Annotated in this window: 17 protein-coding genes; 8 read left to right on the plus strand and 9 right to left on the minus strand. The window is 69.2% G+C overall.

Features of this window, described 5'->3' with window-relative positions; translation table 11 throughout:
* From ACE3PU_RS14915 to ACE3PU_RS14930, 4 genes are all read right to left on the minus strand, one after another.
* Positions 1-720 (minus strand): MotE family protein (locus ACE3PU_RS14915; RefSeq protein WP_374390942.1); only part of this gene is annotated, 720 nt, incomplete at its 3' end.
* Between the two features lie 17 nt (positions 721-737).
* Complete coding sequence (locus ACE3PU_RS14920; protein WP_374390944.1) at positions 738-1292, minus strand: DUF6468 domain-containing protein; 555 nt, start codon at positions 1290-1292, stop codon at positions 738-740.
* Positions 1292-2353 carry a flagellar motor switch protein FliM gene (fliM, locus tag ACE3PU_RS14925; protein ID WP_374390946.1) on the minus strand — a complete coding sequence of 354 codons (1062 nt, stop codon included), beginning with the start codon at positions 2351-2353 and terminating at the stop codon, positions 1292-1294. Before fliM ends, ACE3PU_RS14920 begins: the two co-directional genes overlap by 1 nt.
* A 2-nt stretch (positions 2354-2355) precedes the next feature.
* On the minus strand, positions 2356-3009 hold the full coding sequence (locus ACE3PU_RS14930; RefSeq protein ID WP_374390948.1) for a flagellar basal body-associated FliL family protein: 654 nt from the start codon (positions 3007-3009) through the stop codon (positions 2356-2358).
* A 182-nt stretch (positions 3010-3191) separates the two neighbouring features.
* Here ACE3PU_RS14930 and flgF point away from each other — a divergent pair, with 182 nt between their 5' ends.
* From flgF to ACE3PU_RS14970, 8 genes are all read left to right on the plus strand, one after another.
* Positions 3192-3932, plus strand: a complete 741-nt coding sequence (gene flgF, locus ACE3PU_RS14935) for a flagellar basal-body rod protein FlgF (RefSeq protein ID WP_374390950.1) — start codon at positions 3192-3194, stop codon at positions 3930-3932.
* Between the two features lie 13 nt (positions 3933-3945).
* The gene (flgG, locus tag ACE3PU_RS14940; RefSeq protein WP_374390952.1) at positions 3946-4734 is read left to right on the plus strand and encodes a flagellar basal-body rod protein FlgG; all 789 of its coding nucleotides are present in this window, start codon (positions 3946-3948) and stop codon (positions 4732-4734) included.
* A 3-nt stretch (positions 4735-4737) separates the two neighbouring features.
* On the plus strand, positions 4738-5364 hold the full coding sequence (locus tag ACE3PU_RS14945; RefSeq protein WP_374390954.1) for a flagella basal body P-ring formation protein FlgA: 627 nt from the start codon (positions 4738-4740) through the stop codon (positions 5362-5364).
* Between the two features lie 22 nt (positions 5365-5386).
* Positions 5387-6121, plus strand: a complete 735-nt coding sequence (gene flgH / locus ACE3PU_RS14950) for a flagellar basal body L-ring protein FlgH (RefSeq protein WP_374390956.1) — start codon at positions 5387-5389, stop codon at positions 6119-6121.
* Between the two features lie 96 nt (positions 6122-6217).
* Entirely contained in the window at positions 6218-6682 is a 465-nt protein-coding gene (locus tag ACE3PU_RS14955) for a hypothetical protein (RefSeq protein ID WP_374390958.1), read from the plus strand.
* 50 nt (positions 6683-6732) lie between these two features.
* The gene (locus tag ACE3PU_RS14960) at positions 6733-7158 is read left to right on the plus strand and encodes a hypothetical protein (RefSeq protein ID WP_374390960.1); all 426 of its coding nucleotides are present in this window, start codon (positions 6733-6735) and stop codon (positions 7156-7158) included.
* An 8-nt stretch (positions 7159-7166) separates the two neighbouring features.
* The gene (locus ACE3PU_RS14965; protein ID WP_374390962.1) at positions 7167-7661 is read left to right on the plus strand and encodes a hypothetical protein; all 495 of its coding nucleotides are present in this window, start codon (positions 7167-7169) and stop codon (positions 7659-7661) included.
* A gap of 78 nt (positions 7662-7739) precedes the next feature.
* Positions 7740-9533, plus strand: coding sequence for a DUF885 family protein (locus ACE3PU_RS14970; RefSeq protein WP_374390964.1), 1794 nt, complete (start codon positions 7740-7742; stop codon positions 9531-9533).
* A gap of 4 nt (positions 9534-9537) precedes the next feature.
* On the opposite strand, the gene ACE3PU_RS14975 is transcribed toward ACE3PU_RS14970, so the two are convergent.
* The 5 genes from ACE3PU_RS14975 to cysG are packed head-to-tail and all read right to left on the minus strand — an operon-like array spanning position 9538 to position 14973.
* On the minus strand, positions 9538-10536 hold the full coding sequence (locus ACE3PU_RS14975) for a cysteine synthase A (RefSeq protein WP_374390966.1): 999 nt from the start codon (positions 10534-10536) through the stop codon (positions 9538-9540).
* 34 nt (positions 10537-10570) lie between these two features.
* Entirely contained in the window at positions 10571-11650 is a 1080-nt protein-coding gene (locus ACE3PU_RS14980; protein ID WP_374390968.1) for a phosphoadenylyl-sulfate reductase, read from the minus strand.
* Positions 11634-13304 (minus strand): nitrite/sulfite reductase, encoded by a 1671-nt coding sequence (locus ACE3PU_RS14985; protein ID WP_374390970.1) that lies wholly within the window; start codon positions 13302-13304, stop codon positions 11634-11636. Before ACE3PU_RS14985 ends, ACE3PU_RS14980 begins: the two co-directional genes overlap by 17 nt.
* Positions 13304-13591 carry a DUF2849 domain-containing protein gene (locus ACE3PU_RS14990; protein ID WP_374390972.1) on the minus strand — a complete coding sequence of 96 codons (288 nt, stop codon included), beginning with the start codon at positions 13589-13591 and terminating at the stop codon, positions 13304-13306. Before ACE3PU_RS14990 ends, ACE3PU_RS14985 begins: the two co-directional genes overlap by 1 nt.
* Positions 13588-14973 carry a siroheme synthase CysG gene (gene cysG, locus ACE3PU_RS14995; protein WP_374390974.1) on the minus strand — a complete coding sequence of 462 codons (1386 nt, stop codon included), beginning with the start codon at positions 14971-14973 and terminating at the stop codon, positions 13588-13590. The genes ACE3PU_RS14990 and cysG overlap by 4 nt, the downstream gene beginning before the upstream one ends.
* Positions 14974-14986 lie beyond the last annotated feature (13 nt).

The raw sequence follows: 14986 nt of genomic DNA on the forward strand, positions 1-14986 counted from the left end.
CGCAGGCTGGGCGGCGGGCTGGGCCGCCGGTGTCGTCGGCGCCGCCTCGGGCTTGGGCGCCTCAGCGGGCGGCGCGGCGTTCTCCGCCGCCATGGCGCGGGCGGCCATCTGCTGGGCTTGGAAACGCGCGGCCAGCTTTTCGGTCAGTTCCTTGGCCTGCGCCGGCGTCATCTGGGCCATGATGGCGGCCAGGGTGCGCGGCCGCATGGCGGCGGCGACGGGAAGACGCACCCGATCCTCCAGCGACGCCATCACCGGTGCGGCCTCCTTGGGCCGCATGGCGGAATAGACCTGGACCAGGCGATCGATCTCGGCCTTTTCGCGCTCGTCGACCTGGCCCAGCATCTGCTTCATCTCGGCCTTCAGCGCCTCAAGCGCCTGAACCTTGGCGTCCAGCTTCTGCTCCGCCGCCGTCATCAGGGGCAACATGGTGGCGAAGTCCTGATCGCGCGCATCCAGCTGGGAGCGGCGCTGCGACAACGACTGGATGATGCGAAGCTCGGCCGGCGAGATGCCCGCTTGCTGGGCCAGTTGCTCCGGCGTCAGGGCGCAGGCGGCGGCCGCCGGCTTGGCGGGCGCGGCGGCGGCGGACGGCGCGGCTTCCTCGGCCCAGGCCTTGGCCCCCTCGAACAGGCCCGGCGCAACGCCGACGGCGCGCACGGCGACCACGCCGCCAATGGCGACGGCGATCAGAGGCAGAAGACGGGGAATGCGGGCCATGGGGCGGTCTTTCGGTCTCAGGCGGCGAACAGGTCGTCGTCCAGATTACGACGCGCGGCGTTTAGGCTTTGTTTGGCGGTTTGGTTAGCGTTCCGCCCGGCGGTCAGGGCCTGGACGATCGAGGCGACGTTGTCGCGCCCCGGCGCAGGCGCGCGTCGCGCGGCCGACGGCCCCGCCAGACCCTGGATCCGCTTGGCCAGCGCGGCCATGCGCATGGTGCGCGCCTCATCCTCGCTCGCGACCGGCTGAGCCGGCGCCTGCATCGCCTGCAGCTCCTCGACCGGCCTGGCCGCAGGTGTGGGCGCGCGCGCGATCAGGCCTTCTAGCTGATGCTTGATCTCGCGGGCCTTGATGATCCGGTCGTGCAGCAGATCCGTCTCCTGACCCGAGGCGCGCAGGGTGGCCAGCGCCGTCTCGGCCCGCCCTGCCGCCGCGTTGAGGTCCGTCACCGCCTGGGCGAAGGCCAGCTGGCCCGCGCGCAGGGCCGTCAGCTTGCGTTCCAGCTTCACGCCGTAGCCGACCGCCGCAACCAGCAGCAGCATCAACACCGCATCCATGATCATGCCGGCCATCACGCGCTCCTCCGGGTCAGACGCGTCGCCGCGTCGGTTGTGATCGGGCCCTCGACGCGTACGGCGACGTGCTGGCCCTTGCGGCCGATCCGACCGGTCGTCAGCGGGACCGAACCCGCGCGGATGGAGACTTCGGACTCCGGTCCGGCGTTCAGCATCAGGGTGTCGCCGACCTTCAGGTTCAGAACGCTGGACAGCGGCGCCTGCTGTTCGTCCAGCACCACCCGCACCTCGGTTTCGGTGGTCCAGAGTTCCGTCGCCAGGTGGCTTTCCCAGATGTTGTCGCGACCGAACTTCTCGCCCATGAACTGCTGCAGCAGCATCTTGCGGATCGGCTCCAGCGTCGCATAGGGCAGCAGCAGCTCGATGCGGCCGCCGCGATCTTCCATGTCGATGCGCAGCTTGATCAGGATGGCCGCGTTGGCGGGCCGCGCGATGGCGGCGAAGCGCGGATTGGTCTCCAGCCGGTCCAGGTTGAAATGCACCGGCGTCAGCGGCTCGAACGCCTGGCGGGCGTCGTTCAGCACCACCTCGATCATCCGCTGCACCAGCACCCGCTCGATGGTGGTGTAGGGCCGGCCCTCGATTCGCAGCGCCGCCGTGCCGCGACGTCCGCCCAGCAGCACGTCGACGATCGAATAGATCAGGTTGGAATCGACCGTCAGCAGGCCGTAGTTGTCCAGCTCCTCGGCCCGGAAGACCGCGAGGATGGCGGGCAGCGGGATGGAGTTCAGATAGTCGCCGAACCGGATCGAGGAGATGTTGTCCAGCGACACCTCGACGTTGTCGGAGGTGAAGTTGCGCAGGCTGGTCGTCATCAGCCGCACCAGGCGGTCGAAGACGATCTCCAGCATCGGCAGCCGCTCATAGCTGACCAGGGCCGAGTTGATGATCGAGCGGATGCCGGACCGTTCAGAGGCGTCGTCCCCGCCCAGGTCGAAGCCCAGCAGGCTGTCGATCTCGTCCTGGTTCAGGACGCGTTCGGACAAGGGGTCGCCCATGTCGCCCAGCGGCTCGAAGCCGGCGCCGCCCAGGGGATCGAGTTCGGCGGTGTCGCTCATCCCTACTGAACCAGCATTTCTTCGATCAGCACGGCGTCGACCTTGCCCGGCGCGGCGATCAGATTGACCCGGCGCAGGATCTCGGCGCGCAGCTGATAGGTGCCGGCCGAACCACTGAGGTCCTCGGGGCGCAGTTCCCGCACGAAGCCGGTGAACATATCCTGCAGGCGCGGCATCTCTTCCTGCAGATGCGTCGCCACCGCGGCGTCGTGCGTCTCGAGCGTCAGCTTCAGTTTCAGGAAGGTCGGGCGACCGTCCGCCGACTGGATGTTCATCACCATGTCGGGCAGCGTGAAGAAGGTGACGCCGTCAGGACCCTCCGCGATCTTGCCCAGCGCAGGGTCCGCCTCGGCGTCCCCGCCGCCGTGGCCGCCGCCTTCCTTCTTCTCTTCGCCATGACCGCCCTTTGCGGCCTTCTCCTCGCCGTGGCCCTCGGCCTCTGCCCCGTGCGCCTCGGCGGATTTCGGCTTCATCATGAAGAAGGCCGCCGCGCCGCCGCCGCCCAGCACCAGAAGGGCGACGGGCGCGATGATGAACAGCAGCGGCAGCTTCTTTTTCTTCGGCGCGGCGTCGCCTTCGGCGGCCTCGCCTTCCGCGACGGCGGGCAGGCCGGCGTCCGCATTCGCGTCGCCCTTCTTCTTGCCCAGCTTCAACATGCGGTCGACTCGCCCCGGATGATCCCAGGGGAAGATCGGTCGGACTTGGTTAACACGGCGTTTACAATCGGCAGGATTTGCCGGGCGCCCACAGGCCCGATCGCCCCGAAAGCCCCGGCGCGCCTGAATTAACCCTGTTGGCACGGCCGTTGCGAGGGTGGTGGCGAAGGAGCACGCCCCTCGTGGAAAACGCCGCCTACATCGGACTGTCCCGGCAGATGACCCTGCGCCGCGAACTCGACATCGTGGCCAACAACGTCGCCAATGCGGACACCACCGGCTTCAAGGTCGAGCAGCTGATGCTGGGCGCGCAGATCGGTCAGCGCGCCCGCAACGAGGCCATCCGGCCCAGCGCCAGCTTCGTTCTGGACAACGGCGTCGGCCGCGACTTCGGTCAAGGAAGCCTGCGGCAGACCGGACGCACCCTGGACTTCGCGCTCGAGGGCGAAGGCGCCTTCTTCGTGGTCCAGGACGGGGCCGGCGGCCAAGCCTATACCCGCGACGGCGGCTTCACCACCGACCCCACCGGGCGGCTGACCACCAAACAGGGCCAGCCGGTGCTGGGCGCCGGCGCGGAGATCGTTCTCGACCCGGAACTGGGCCCGCCGAGCGTCGGCCCCGACGGCACGATCACCCAGGACGGGGAGATCGTGGGCCAGTTGTCGGTCGTGCGCTTCGGCGCCCTGGGCGTGCTCGAAAAGGGCGGCGACGGGCTCTTCCGCAACGCCTCCAATGTCCAGCCGATCCAAGCCAACGACGTCCAGATCCGTCAGGGGATGCTGGAAGGCTCCAACGTCAATCCGCTGCTGGAAATGACCAGCCTCATCGAGATCAGCCGCGCCTACGAGAGCGTGACGCGGATGATCGAGAACACCACCGACCTCAGCCGTCGCGCCGTCGAGCGCCTCGGCAAGGCCGCTTAAGGAGAGCTCCCAAATGCGCGCTCTGAGAACCGCCGCCTCGGGCATGGCCGCCCAGCAGCTGAACGTGGAGGTCATCTCCAACAACATCGCCAACATGAACACGGTGGGCTTCAAGAAGCAGCGCGCCGAGTTCCAGGACCTGCTCTATCAGAACGTCGAGCGCATGGGCGCGCAGTCGTCGGCCCAGGGCAATGTGGTGCCCACCGGCATCCAGATCGGCGCGGGCGTCAAGGCCGGGGCCGTCTATCGCATCACCGAACAGGGCACGCCCCAGCACACGGGCAACCCCTATGACATGGCCATCGACGGCAAGGGCTTCTTCCAGATCACCCTGCCGTCGGGCGAGATCGCCTACAGCCGCGCGGGCAACCTCCAGGTCAATCCGGACGGCCAGATGGTCACCGACGACGGCTATCTTCTGGAGCCCGCCATCACCATTCCGCAAGACGCCGTCGACATCATCATCTCGAAGTCGGGCCTGGTGCAGGTGACCACCGCCGGCCAGGCGGAGCCGACCACCGTCGGTCAGATCGAACTGGCCACCTTCTTCAACGAAGCGGGCCTGGAAGCGATCGGCGACAACCTGCTGCTGGAAACTGCGGCTTCCGGCGCCGCGACCATTGGCGCGCCCGGCGAGGTCGGCTTCGGCCAGATCCTGCAGGCCTACACCGAGGCGTCCAACGTCGACGCCGTGTCCGAGATCAGCGCCCTGATCATCGCCCAGCGCGCTTATGAAATGAACTCCAAGGTCATCAGCACCGCCGACGAGATGCTGTCGGTCACCGCCCAGGTGAAGGGCTAGATCATGCGCCTCCTGAACCGCACGCTCGTCCTCGCCGCCCTCATCGCCGCCGCCGCGAGTCCGGCGCTGGCCGCGCCCGTGACCCTCAAGGTCAATCCCGTCGACCAGGACGGCCGCGTCACCCTGGGCGACATCTTCGACGGCGCGGGCGCGGCCGCCGACGTCATGGTCGCCCGCCGCGTCGGCCCGTCGGTGGTCTTCGAGGCCGGCCAGCTGCAGGCCCTGGCGCGCCAGGCTGGGCTGGACTGGATCAATCCCAACGGCCTGCGCCGCGTGGCCGTCCGCCAGGGCGCCGCGGAGGCCTCCGCCGCCCCGGCCGTCCAGCCCTCCGCATCGTCTCCCGCCCCGGCCCCTGCCCTGGTGCGCGCCTCTGCGCGGCGGCCTGCGGTGCGCGAGACCGTCATCAATCGCAACGACATGGTCCGCGTCACCTACGAGGTCGGCGGCGTGAAGCTGGCCGTCATGGGGCGCGCCATGCGCGACGCCGCCATCGGCGAACCGGTCGCGGTCAGCAACACCACCTCCAACCGCGTCATCGACGCCGTCGCCGCCGGTCCCGGCCAGGCGGTCGCGGGTCCCGCCGGCGACGCCATTCGCGCCAGCGCCGTCCAACAGTTCGCCGCCCGCTAGCCTCGAGCAGAGAGTGTCCGTCATGCGTAAGTCCGTCCTCGCCGCCGCCCTCCTCGCCGCCTCCGGCCTCGGCGCCTGCTCGACCGCGATCGAGGCGGTGCGCGGTCCCGAGCTGGCGCCGATCGGCTATCCGGCCGCGCTGGTGCCGGTGCAGCAGGCCTACCTGCCCGCGCCGCGCGCGGACGCCCAGCCCGCCAGCGCCAACAGCCTGTGGCGCACCGGCGCCCGCTCCTTCTTCGGCGACCAGCGCGCGCGCCACATCGGCGACATCCTGACCGTCCGGATCGACATCGACGACCGCGCCCAGACGCAGAATTCGACCCAGCGTTCGCGCTCCAACGACGCCTCGGCCGGGGTGAACAATCTGTTCGGTCTGGAAAGCGCCGCCAACCGCGCCTTCCCCAACGCCTTCGATCCCTCCCGCCTGGTGGGGCTGGAGGGCGAACTGAATGCGTCCGGCTCCGGCTCGGTCAATCGCTCGGAGCGCGTGTCGCTGACCGTCGCGGCCGTCGTCACCGAAGTGCTGGCCAACGGCAATCTGGTGATCCAAGGCCGGCAGGAGGTCCGCACCAACCGCGAAGTTCGCGAACTGACCGTCGCCGGCATCGTGCGGCCCGAGGACATCTCCTCGGCCAACTCGATCAACCACAGTCAGATCGCCGAGGCGCGCATCTCCTACGGCGGCCGCGGCGACATCAGTCGGGTGCAGGCCACCCCCGCCGCCCAAAGCCTGATCGAGCGCTTCAGCCCGTTCTAGTCGCCGCCGCCCGGCAAAAGGCGCCGGGCGGGACAAGCGGAGCCGTGAACCCTGGACGCCGACCGGCGTTAGACCGTCGGAGGTTCACGTCCGACGATGTTCAAGATTCTGATTCCCGCCGTCGCCTGTGTCGCCCTGGTCGCCGTCAGCGCCAGGACCCAGACGCCCGACGCCGCGTCCGCCGCGCCGGCCATGGCCTGGCGTTTGGCGTACGAAGGCCCGATGGCCAAGCTGACCTACGGCGCCGCGAACTCGGACCAACTGGCCGTGATGATCACCTGCGAGCCCGGCCAGGGCGACGCCGTCGTCTATGGCGAGGCGCACCCCGACAGCCCACGCCTGCTTCAGGCTTCCGCCGGCCCCGTCGCGGTCGATCCGCTGACCGGCGGCGCGGCCTATGAAACCCGCATTTCGCTGGACGACCCAAGCCTGACCGCCCTAGCCTCTCAGGGCGCCCTGCGGCTGGTCGGCGACACCGGACCCGTGGTCCTCGCCGCCGATCGCGCCGACCGCCGACTGGTCTCGGACATGCTGGCCTATTGCGGTTCTTCGCGCGCCTGACGACATTTAGCGCCGGCGCGACAGCACGCGTCGTCGGCCGGGGCTGACCCATGAACCTGTTGCTTACGGTCCTTGTGGCCGCCGCCCTCCAGGCTCCGCCTACGGCTTGGACCTGGACGCTCTACGACGGCGAGGGGCCGCTGGTGCTGGCCAATGAGACGCCCGACACGCCCGATCTTCGCGCCACCCTGCAATGCGAACGCGGCGCCGGCGCCGTCACCGTCTCCGTCTATGGCCAGGACGCCCGGCCCGGCTTCGCCCGCATCAGCGCTGGCGACGCCTCGACCGCCACCGAAACACGTCGCGGTCGTGGCCATCAGTTGAGCTTTGTGGTGCGGGCTGATCATCCTGTGTTCGCCGCCTTCGCGGCGACAGGCGTCATGACGGTCGCCGCCGGCCAGGACCAGAGCCGCGTCATCGTGCAACCGCAGCATCTGTCCAAGCTGCGCCGCTTCACCGATCTGTGCGCCGGCTGAGGGTTTCGATGCGTTTTCATCCCCTCTTGGCACTGACGCTCCTCGCCGCGCTCGCGGCCTGCGCCACCACGCCGACGGCGCCGTCGCCGAGGGCTGACGCCGCGGCGCCCGCGCCGGTGGAGGGATACGACTGGTTCATGCACGTCGAGGGCGGCGAGGCGATGCTGGCCTACGGCGTCGCACAGAGCGACGAGGTCAAGCTGCGCTTCGACTGCGGCGTGGGATCAAGCCGGCTCAATCTGATCGCGCCGGCTATGAAGGGCGAGCGCGAAATCCATCTGGAATCCGGCGGCGACACGGAACGCTATGCGGCTGTGGCCGAACCGTCCGGTCTGCACGAGGGCGACCTGCTGATCGCCGAAGCCGCAGCGGACGCGCCGGTGTTCCAGCGCTTCCGCCGGCTGGGGTGGATCGCCGCCTGGCGCGGCGGCGGCCGGGAGGTTTATGCCGCCCACCCGGGGTCCCAAAAGAGAGTCGCCGACTTCTTCGCCCGGTGCGGATGAGGAACAGGTGAGCGTTTCGCCGACTTGACGCGCCTGCCGCCCTCCGCTTGCCTGCGCGGCCTGTTCCGGAGGGGTTCCATGAAGGTTTCGCATCTGGCCGTCGCGGCCGTTCTCGCCATGGCCGCTCCGGTCGCCGGTCTGGCCCAGACCCCGCCCACGGCCGTTGCGGCCGCGCCGACGCCCGCTGACGCCGCCCTGGCCCAGATCGTCGCCGACTATGAAGCCTATCTGAAATCGATCGACCCGATGTCCGCCAGCGGCGAGGGCGACGTCGAAGCCATGGCCCGCGTGCCCGACGTTTCGCGCGACTTCGAACTGGCCCAGCGGGCGCCGATGGAAGGCTTCGTGCGCCGTCTCCAGGCCATCGACGCCATGGACCTGTCTCACGCCAATCAGATCGACCACGCCTTCCTGCTTTATGTCCTGGCGCGGGGGATCGAGGGTCTGGACTACGACACCGGCCGCCTGGCCTTCGACAGCGAGGGCGGACCCGGAACCTGGGCCATCTACATGGGCTCCAGCACCCGCCTGAACTCCGTTGCGGAGGCGGAGGCCTATCTGAAGCGGATCGAAGGCTTCGCGACCATCTACGCCCAAGTCACCGATAACGCCCGGCGAGGTCTCGACACCGGTCTGGTCCAGGCCCGTTCGGTCACCCAGAGCGCCATCGAACTGGCCCGGAACGAGGTCGAAATCGCTGCGAACGTCGATCCCCTGATCAAGCCGCTGTCCACCCTGCCCGCCACCGTCCCCCAGGCCGAGAAGGACCGGTTGACGGCGCGCGCGGCCGAGGCGATCGCGCGTCACATCGTGCCCGCCCGCCGCGCTTGGCTGACCTTCTTGGAGCGCGAGTACCTGCCCAAGGCGCCGGTCGAGCCTGGGCTTGGAAACCGCCCCGGCGGCAAGGCGATGTACGCCTATCTGGTGCGTGGCCACACCACCACGGCCCTGACGCCCGACCAGATCCACCAGATCGGCCTGGACGAGGTCGCGCGCATCCGCGCCCGCATGAATGTGGAGATGAAGGCGTCGGGCTGGACGGGCGATTTCGCCGGCTTCCTCGCCTTCCTGCGCACGGATCCCCAGTTCTATGCGACCAGCCGCGAACAGCTGCTGGAGAAGGCGTCGGAGATGGCCAAGCGCGCCGACGGCGGTCTTCCGGCCCTTTTCGCCACCCTGCCCCGCCTGCCTTACGACGTTCAGCCCGTCCCGGCGCAGATCGAGCAGAACTACACCACGGGCCGCTACAACGGCGGCTCGATGCAGAACGGCGTAGCAGCCCACTACATCGTCAACACGTCCAAGCTGGATCAGCGTCCGCTGTACGAACTACCGGCCCTGACCCTGCACGAGGCCGTGCCCGGCCACCACATCCAGATCGCCTTGCAGCAGGAGGCCGCCGACCAGGCCTACTTCCGCCGCCAGGCCAATGTCAGCGCCTTCACCGAAGGCTGGGGTCTTTACGCCGAATTCCTGGGCGAGGAGATGGGCTTCTATCGGACGCCATATGAACGGTTCGGCCGCCTGTCCTATGAGATGTGGCGCGCGTGCCGCCTGGTGGCCGACACCGGCCTTCACTGGATGGGCTGGAGCGAGGAACAGGCGCGCGCCTGTTTCCGCGACAACTCCGCCCTTGCGCCGCACAACATCGAAACCGAGCTTCAGCGCTATATCGGCTGGCCCGGCCAGGCCACGGCCTACAAGATCGGCGAAATCCGCCTGCGCGAAATCCGTGCGCGGGCCGAAGGTGAGCTGGGGCCGAAGTTCAACGTCCGCACCTTCCATGACGCCTTGCTGACGGAAGGCCCCCTGCCCCTGGCCCTGCTCGACCAACGCATGGACGCCTGGATCACGGAGCAGAAGGCGAAGTGACCGCCTAGGCCCAATCCGGAACCGGCAGACCCTTCGATGTCAGGAAGGCCGGGTTGAACAGCTTGGACGCATAGCGCGAGCCCGGGTCGCACAGGCAGGTGACGATGGTCTTGCCCGGACCGATCTCGCGCGCCAGCCGCACGCTTCCGGCGATATTGACCCCGGCCGATCCGCCCAGCGACAGGCCCTCGTGCTTCACCAGGTCGAACAGGATCGGCAGGAACTCGGCGTCCTCGATCCGATAGGCGTAATCCGGCTTGAAGCCTTCAAGGTTGCCGGTGATCCGGGCCACCCCGATGCCCTCGGTGATCGACGAGCCCTCGCCCGTCATCTCGCCCTTGGTGAACCAGTTGAACATGGCCGCGCCGGCCGGGTCGGCCAAGGCGATTTTCACCTCCGGCTTGCGCTCGCGCAGATAGGCGGCGACGCCCGAGATGGTGCCGCCCGAACCAACGGCCGAGACGAAGGCGTCGATCTTGCCGGCTGTCTGCGCCCAGATCTCCGGCGCCGTCGTGGTGTAGTGGGCGTCACGGTTGGCGGTGTTGTCGAACTGGTTGGCCCAGATCGCCCCGGCCGCCTCGCTCTCGTTCAGCTCGGTCGCCAGACGGCCGGAATAATGGACGAAGTGATTGGGGCTGGAGAAGGGGGCGGCGTCCACCTCGACCAGGCGCGCGCCCAGCGAGCGGATCGCCGACTTCTTCTCCTCCGACTGGGTGCGAGGCATGACGATGACCACCGGATGCCCCAAGGCCGCCCCGACCAGGGCCAGGCCGATGCCGGTGTTCCCCGCCGTGCCCTCGACGATGGTCCCGCCCGGCTTCAGCGCGCCCGACGCTCGCGCGGTCTGGACGATCGACGAGGCGGCGCGGTCCTTGATCGAGCCGCCGGGGTTCATGAACTCGGCCTTGCCCAGAATTTCGCACCCCGTCTCGTCAGAGAGGCGATTCAGGCGCACCAGCGGCGTGTCGCCGATCAGGTCGATGACGGAAGGCGTGACGGACAATCTGGAAGCTTTCGAGCGAGAGCGGAAATCGGGATCAGGCGGCGGCGCTGCGTCGCCCTAAGTGGATGCCGCACTCCACCTTGTCCATGCCCGACCATCGTCCAGCACGCGCGTCTTCGTCGTTTTCGACGGCCCGGGTGCAGGGCCAGCAGCCGATGGAGCGATAGCCCTGCTCGACCAGAGGATGACGCGGCAGGTCATGCGCCTCCAGCCAGGCTTCCACGTCCGCGGCGTCCCAATCGGCCAGCGGATTGATCCGCAGCACCCCGTCCAGGACCTCGAAGGCCTTCAGCTCCGCGCGGGTCGCGGCCTGGTACCGTTTACGCCCGGTGATCACGGCGTTGCAACCCACAGTCGCCCGCGCCAGCGGCCGCACCTTCCGCAGATCGCAGCAGGCGTCGGCGTCGGTCCGCCACAGGTCGTCTCGCGCGTCCAGCGTCGCCTTCTCGTCCGCGTCCGGCGTGACCAGCCGTACGTCGGTCAGACCCAGGGCCTTCGTCAGCTGGGTGCGATAGGACAGCGTCTGGAGGAAATGTTGACCGGTCTCCAGAAAGACCACCGGCACGTCCCGGTCCGTCTCGGCGACGATGTGCAGCAGGGCCGCCGATTCCGCCCCGAACGAAGATATCGCGCCGACGCGCAGCCCCAGGGCGGGGTCCAGCGCCGCCTTCAGGATCTCCGACGCGTCCTTGCCCGCGGTCTCGCGGTTCAGCCGGTCGGCCAGACCTTGCAGATCGCGGTCGTTCGACGCCGCCCGCCGCCTTTGCCAGATGGTCGGGGCCGGATCGATGGCCGGCTGATAGGACCCGCTGAAGGCCTGATCCATCCGCGCCCAGGCCGCCGTGTCGGCCCCCCGCGCCAGCTCGACCGCGTCGAATCCCGAGCGCCGCAGATGCCGCGCCTGGTCCGGCAGGACCTTGCCGGCCGCGATCAGACGTCCGGCGTAGCCGCGCTCGCGCAGCACCGCCGCCAGCGAGAAGCCGCGCCCGTCGCGAAAGGCGTCGAACTCCAGCACCAGGACGTCGGTCCCGGCGGCGGCGGCCTCGACCTCCTCCAGCGGCGTCGTCACCGACAGGCGCGGCCCGTTCTGAACTCCCTCAAGCGTTTGCAGCATCGAGCGTCTCATAGATGGCGTCGCGGAAGGGGTCGGGTCCGACGCGGCGCACCGTGTCGATGAACCGCTCGCCCTCGGCGCGGATTTGCAGATACCGGTCGAGCGTCCGCTGAATGGCCGGCGCGACCTCGTCGGCGGGCAGGCTCTTGCCGACGATGTCGCCCAGCGCCGCCTGCTCGTCCGGCGAACCGCCGACGGTGATCTGGTAGTATTCCTCGCCCTTCCGGTCGACGCCCAGCACGCCGATGTGGCCGACATGGTGGTGGCCGCAGGCGTTGATGCAGCCGCTCATGTTGATGCGGACCGGCCCCAGCTTTTCCTGATAGTCCAGGTCGGCCAGCCGCTTCGACAGGGCCTGGGCCACCGGTATCGACCGGGCATTGGCCAGGCTGCAATAGTCCAGACCCGGGCAGGCGATGACGTCGGTCGCCAGATCGGCGTTGGCCGTGGCCAGCCCCGCCTCAAGCAGCGCCCGCCACAGCGTCGGCACATCGTCCAGCTTCACATGCGGCAGGACCAGGTTCTGCTCATAGGCGGCGCGCAGTTCGTCGAAGGAATAGCGTTCGGCTAGGTCCGCCACCGCGTCCATCTGGTCCGCCGTGATGTCGCCCGGCACCCCGCCGACCGGCTTCAGCGACACCACCACCGAGGCGTAGCCCGCCTGCCGGTGACGCCGCACATTGTTCCGCGCAAAGCGGGCGAAGTCCGGATCGGCCAGCAGGGCGCGGTCGAACGGCGCGCTGGTCCTGGGCAGGTCCTCGAACGGCGGCGGGGCGAAATAGGCCTTGATCCGTTCGGCCTCGTCCTCCGGGATCCGCAGGTCTTCATGGCGCAGGGTGGCGTAATGCTTGTCCACCTCCTGGCGGAAAGCCTCCAGCCCGACTGCCGCGACCAGGATCTTGATCCGCGCCTTATGGATGTTGTCGCGCCGTCCCAAGAGGTTCCACGCCCGTAGGATGGCGGTCAGATAGGCCAGCAGGTCCGCCGCCGGCACGGCCGAAGCGATCTCCTGACCGATATGCGGCAGACGCCCCTGCCCCCCGCCGACGAAGACGCGGAAGGCCGTCTCGCCGTCCGCCCCGCGCACGATCTGCAGTCCCACGTCGTGGGTGCGGATCGCCGCCCGATCCTTCTCGGCCCCGATCACCGCGATCTTGAACTTGCGCGGCAGGAAGCTGAACTCCGGGTGGATCGTCGACCACTGGCGGATGATTTCGCACCAGGGCCGCGGATCCTCGATCTCGTCCTCCGCCGCGCCGGCGAAGACGTCGGTGGTGACGTTCCTGATGCAGTTGCCGCTGGTCTGGATGGCGTGCATCTCGACCTCGGCCAGATCGCTCAGGATCGCCGGCAGGTCGGTCAGGGCCGGCCAGTTGTACTGGATGTTCGTGCGCGTGGTGAAATGGCCGTAGCCCTTGTCATAGGTCCGGGCGATATGGGCCAGTCGCCGCATCTGCCGGCTGCTGAAGGTCCCATAGGGAATGGCGACCCGCAGCATATAGGCGTGGAGCTGCAGATAGACGCCGTTCATCAGCCGCAGCGGCTTGAACTCGTCCTCCGTGAGGGCGCCGGACGCGCGGCGCGCCACCTGATCGGAAAACTCCGTCACCCGCTCACGCACCAGGGCGTGGTCGAATTCGTCATAGCGATACATCAGGCGTTCTCCCGCCACATGGAGGGATCGAGGCTGTGGCCGACGGTCGGTCCGGCAGAGCGTATCCGCTCCTTCAGCCGGTCGCGGCCCGAAGGCGTGCGCTCCTGCACCTCGACCAGATAGGGGTTCACGAAGATGTCCGGTCGGCCGGCGACCTCGGCCAGCACGATCTCGGCCGCCGCGTCGTCCAGGACCGAGGCCTGATCGATGCCCTCGACTGGCTGGTTGTCCAGGCCCGCATAGATGACGCGGCCGTCCGACAGGCGGTTTGCGGTCACGATCTTCACGCCGCAGCCTCCGCCCGCACGTCCAGCTGGGCCGCCGAGAAGGCCGCCGTCTCGCCGACGAACAGCAAGGTCGGACCCGTCAGGTTTCCGCCGCGCGCCAGGGCGCCCAGGCCGTCCAGGCGGCCGGTCAGCACCCGCTCGTCCGGTCGGCTGCCGTTCTCGACGATGGCCACGGGGGTCGAGCCCGCCCGGCCCGCCGCGATCAGCCTGGCCGCCGTCTCCTCGGCCCGGTCCACGCCCATATAGATGGCCAGCGTATGGTTCGGCGCGGCCAGCCTGGTCCAGTCAGCGTCGACGCCGCCCGGCTTGGCCTGGGCCGTCACGAAGGTCACCGCCTGGGCGTGCTCACGGTGGGTCAACGGAATCCCGGCCGAGGCCGCGCAAGCCAGGGCCGCCGTCACGCCCGGCACCACAAAGACCGGCACGCCCGCCGCCCGCATGGCCTCCAGCTCCTCGCCGCCGCGCCCGAAGACGAAGGGATCGCCGCCCTTCAGGCGCACGACCCGGTGACCGGCCTTGGCCTCCGCGATCATCAGGGCCTCGATCTGGTCCTGAGGCACGGAATGTTCGCCGCGCGCCTTGCCGACATACAGCCGCTTGGCGTCACGTCGCGCCCGCTCCAGCACCGCTTCGGGCACCAGCCGGTCGTGAATGATGACATCGGCGTCCTGCAACACCCGCAGCGCCTTCAGGGTCAGCAGTTCCGGGTCGCCGGGCCCCGCCCCGACGATATGGACCACGCCCTGCTCCGGCGCGGCCACGTTCAGCAGCCGCAGCATCTCGCGCCGCGCCTCGGCCGTGCGGCCCGCCGCCGCCAGATCGGCCGCCGGTCCCCGGAACGCCTTTTCCCAGAACCGTCGGCGGGCCATGAAGTCGGGCACGCTGGCCTTGACCGTGTCGCGAAGCTCGCGCGCCAGCCGGGCGACATTGGCCAGGCCGGCCGGCAGCACGCCTTCGATCCGCGAGCGCACGTCGCGGGCCAGGATGGGCGCCGACCCGCCGGTGGCGACCGCGATCACCACCTCGTCCCGGTCGATCAGCGCCGGGGTCTGGAAGTCGCTCAGATGGGGCTTGTCGACGACGTTGACCTGGGCCCCCGCCGCCCGCGCCAGGGCGCCCAGCCGCGTCAGCTCATCGGCGTCGTCCAGCGCCATGAACACCAGCCGCGCGCCCGACAGATCGCGGGCTTCGGGCGCGCGCAGCAGCGGCTCCGGCGCAGCCAACGGCGTCTCGATCTTCGGCGGCACGCCGTCCGGCGCGAACCACAGCAGTTGCGACGGCGTGTTTAGGAACAGTCGCAGCTTGGCCAGCGCCGGTTCGCCGCCGCCGATGATCACGATCTTGGCGGCCTCCAGCGGGATGGAGGCGAGAAATACACGCATCGTCTTGCTTTCA

This window comes from Brevundimonas sp. (assembly GCF_041911375.1).
Taxonomy (GTDB): Bacteria; Pseudomonadota; Alphaproteobacteria; order Caulobacterales; family Caulobacteraceae; genus Brevundimonas.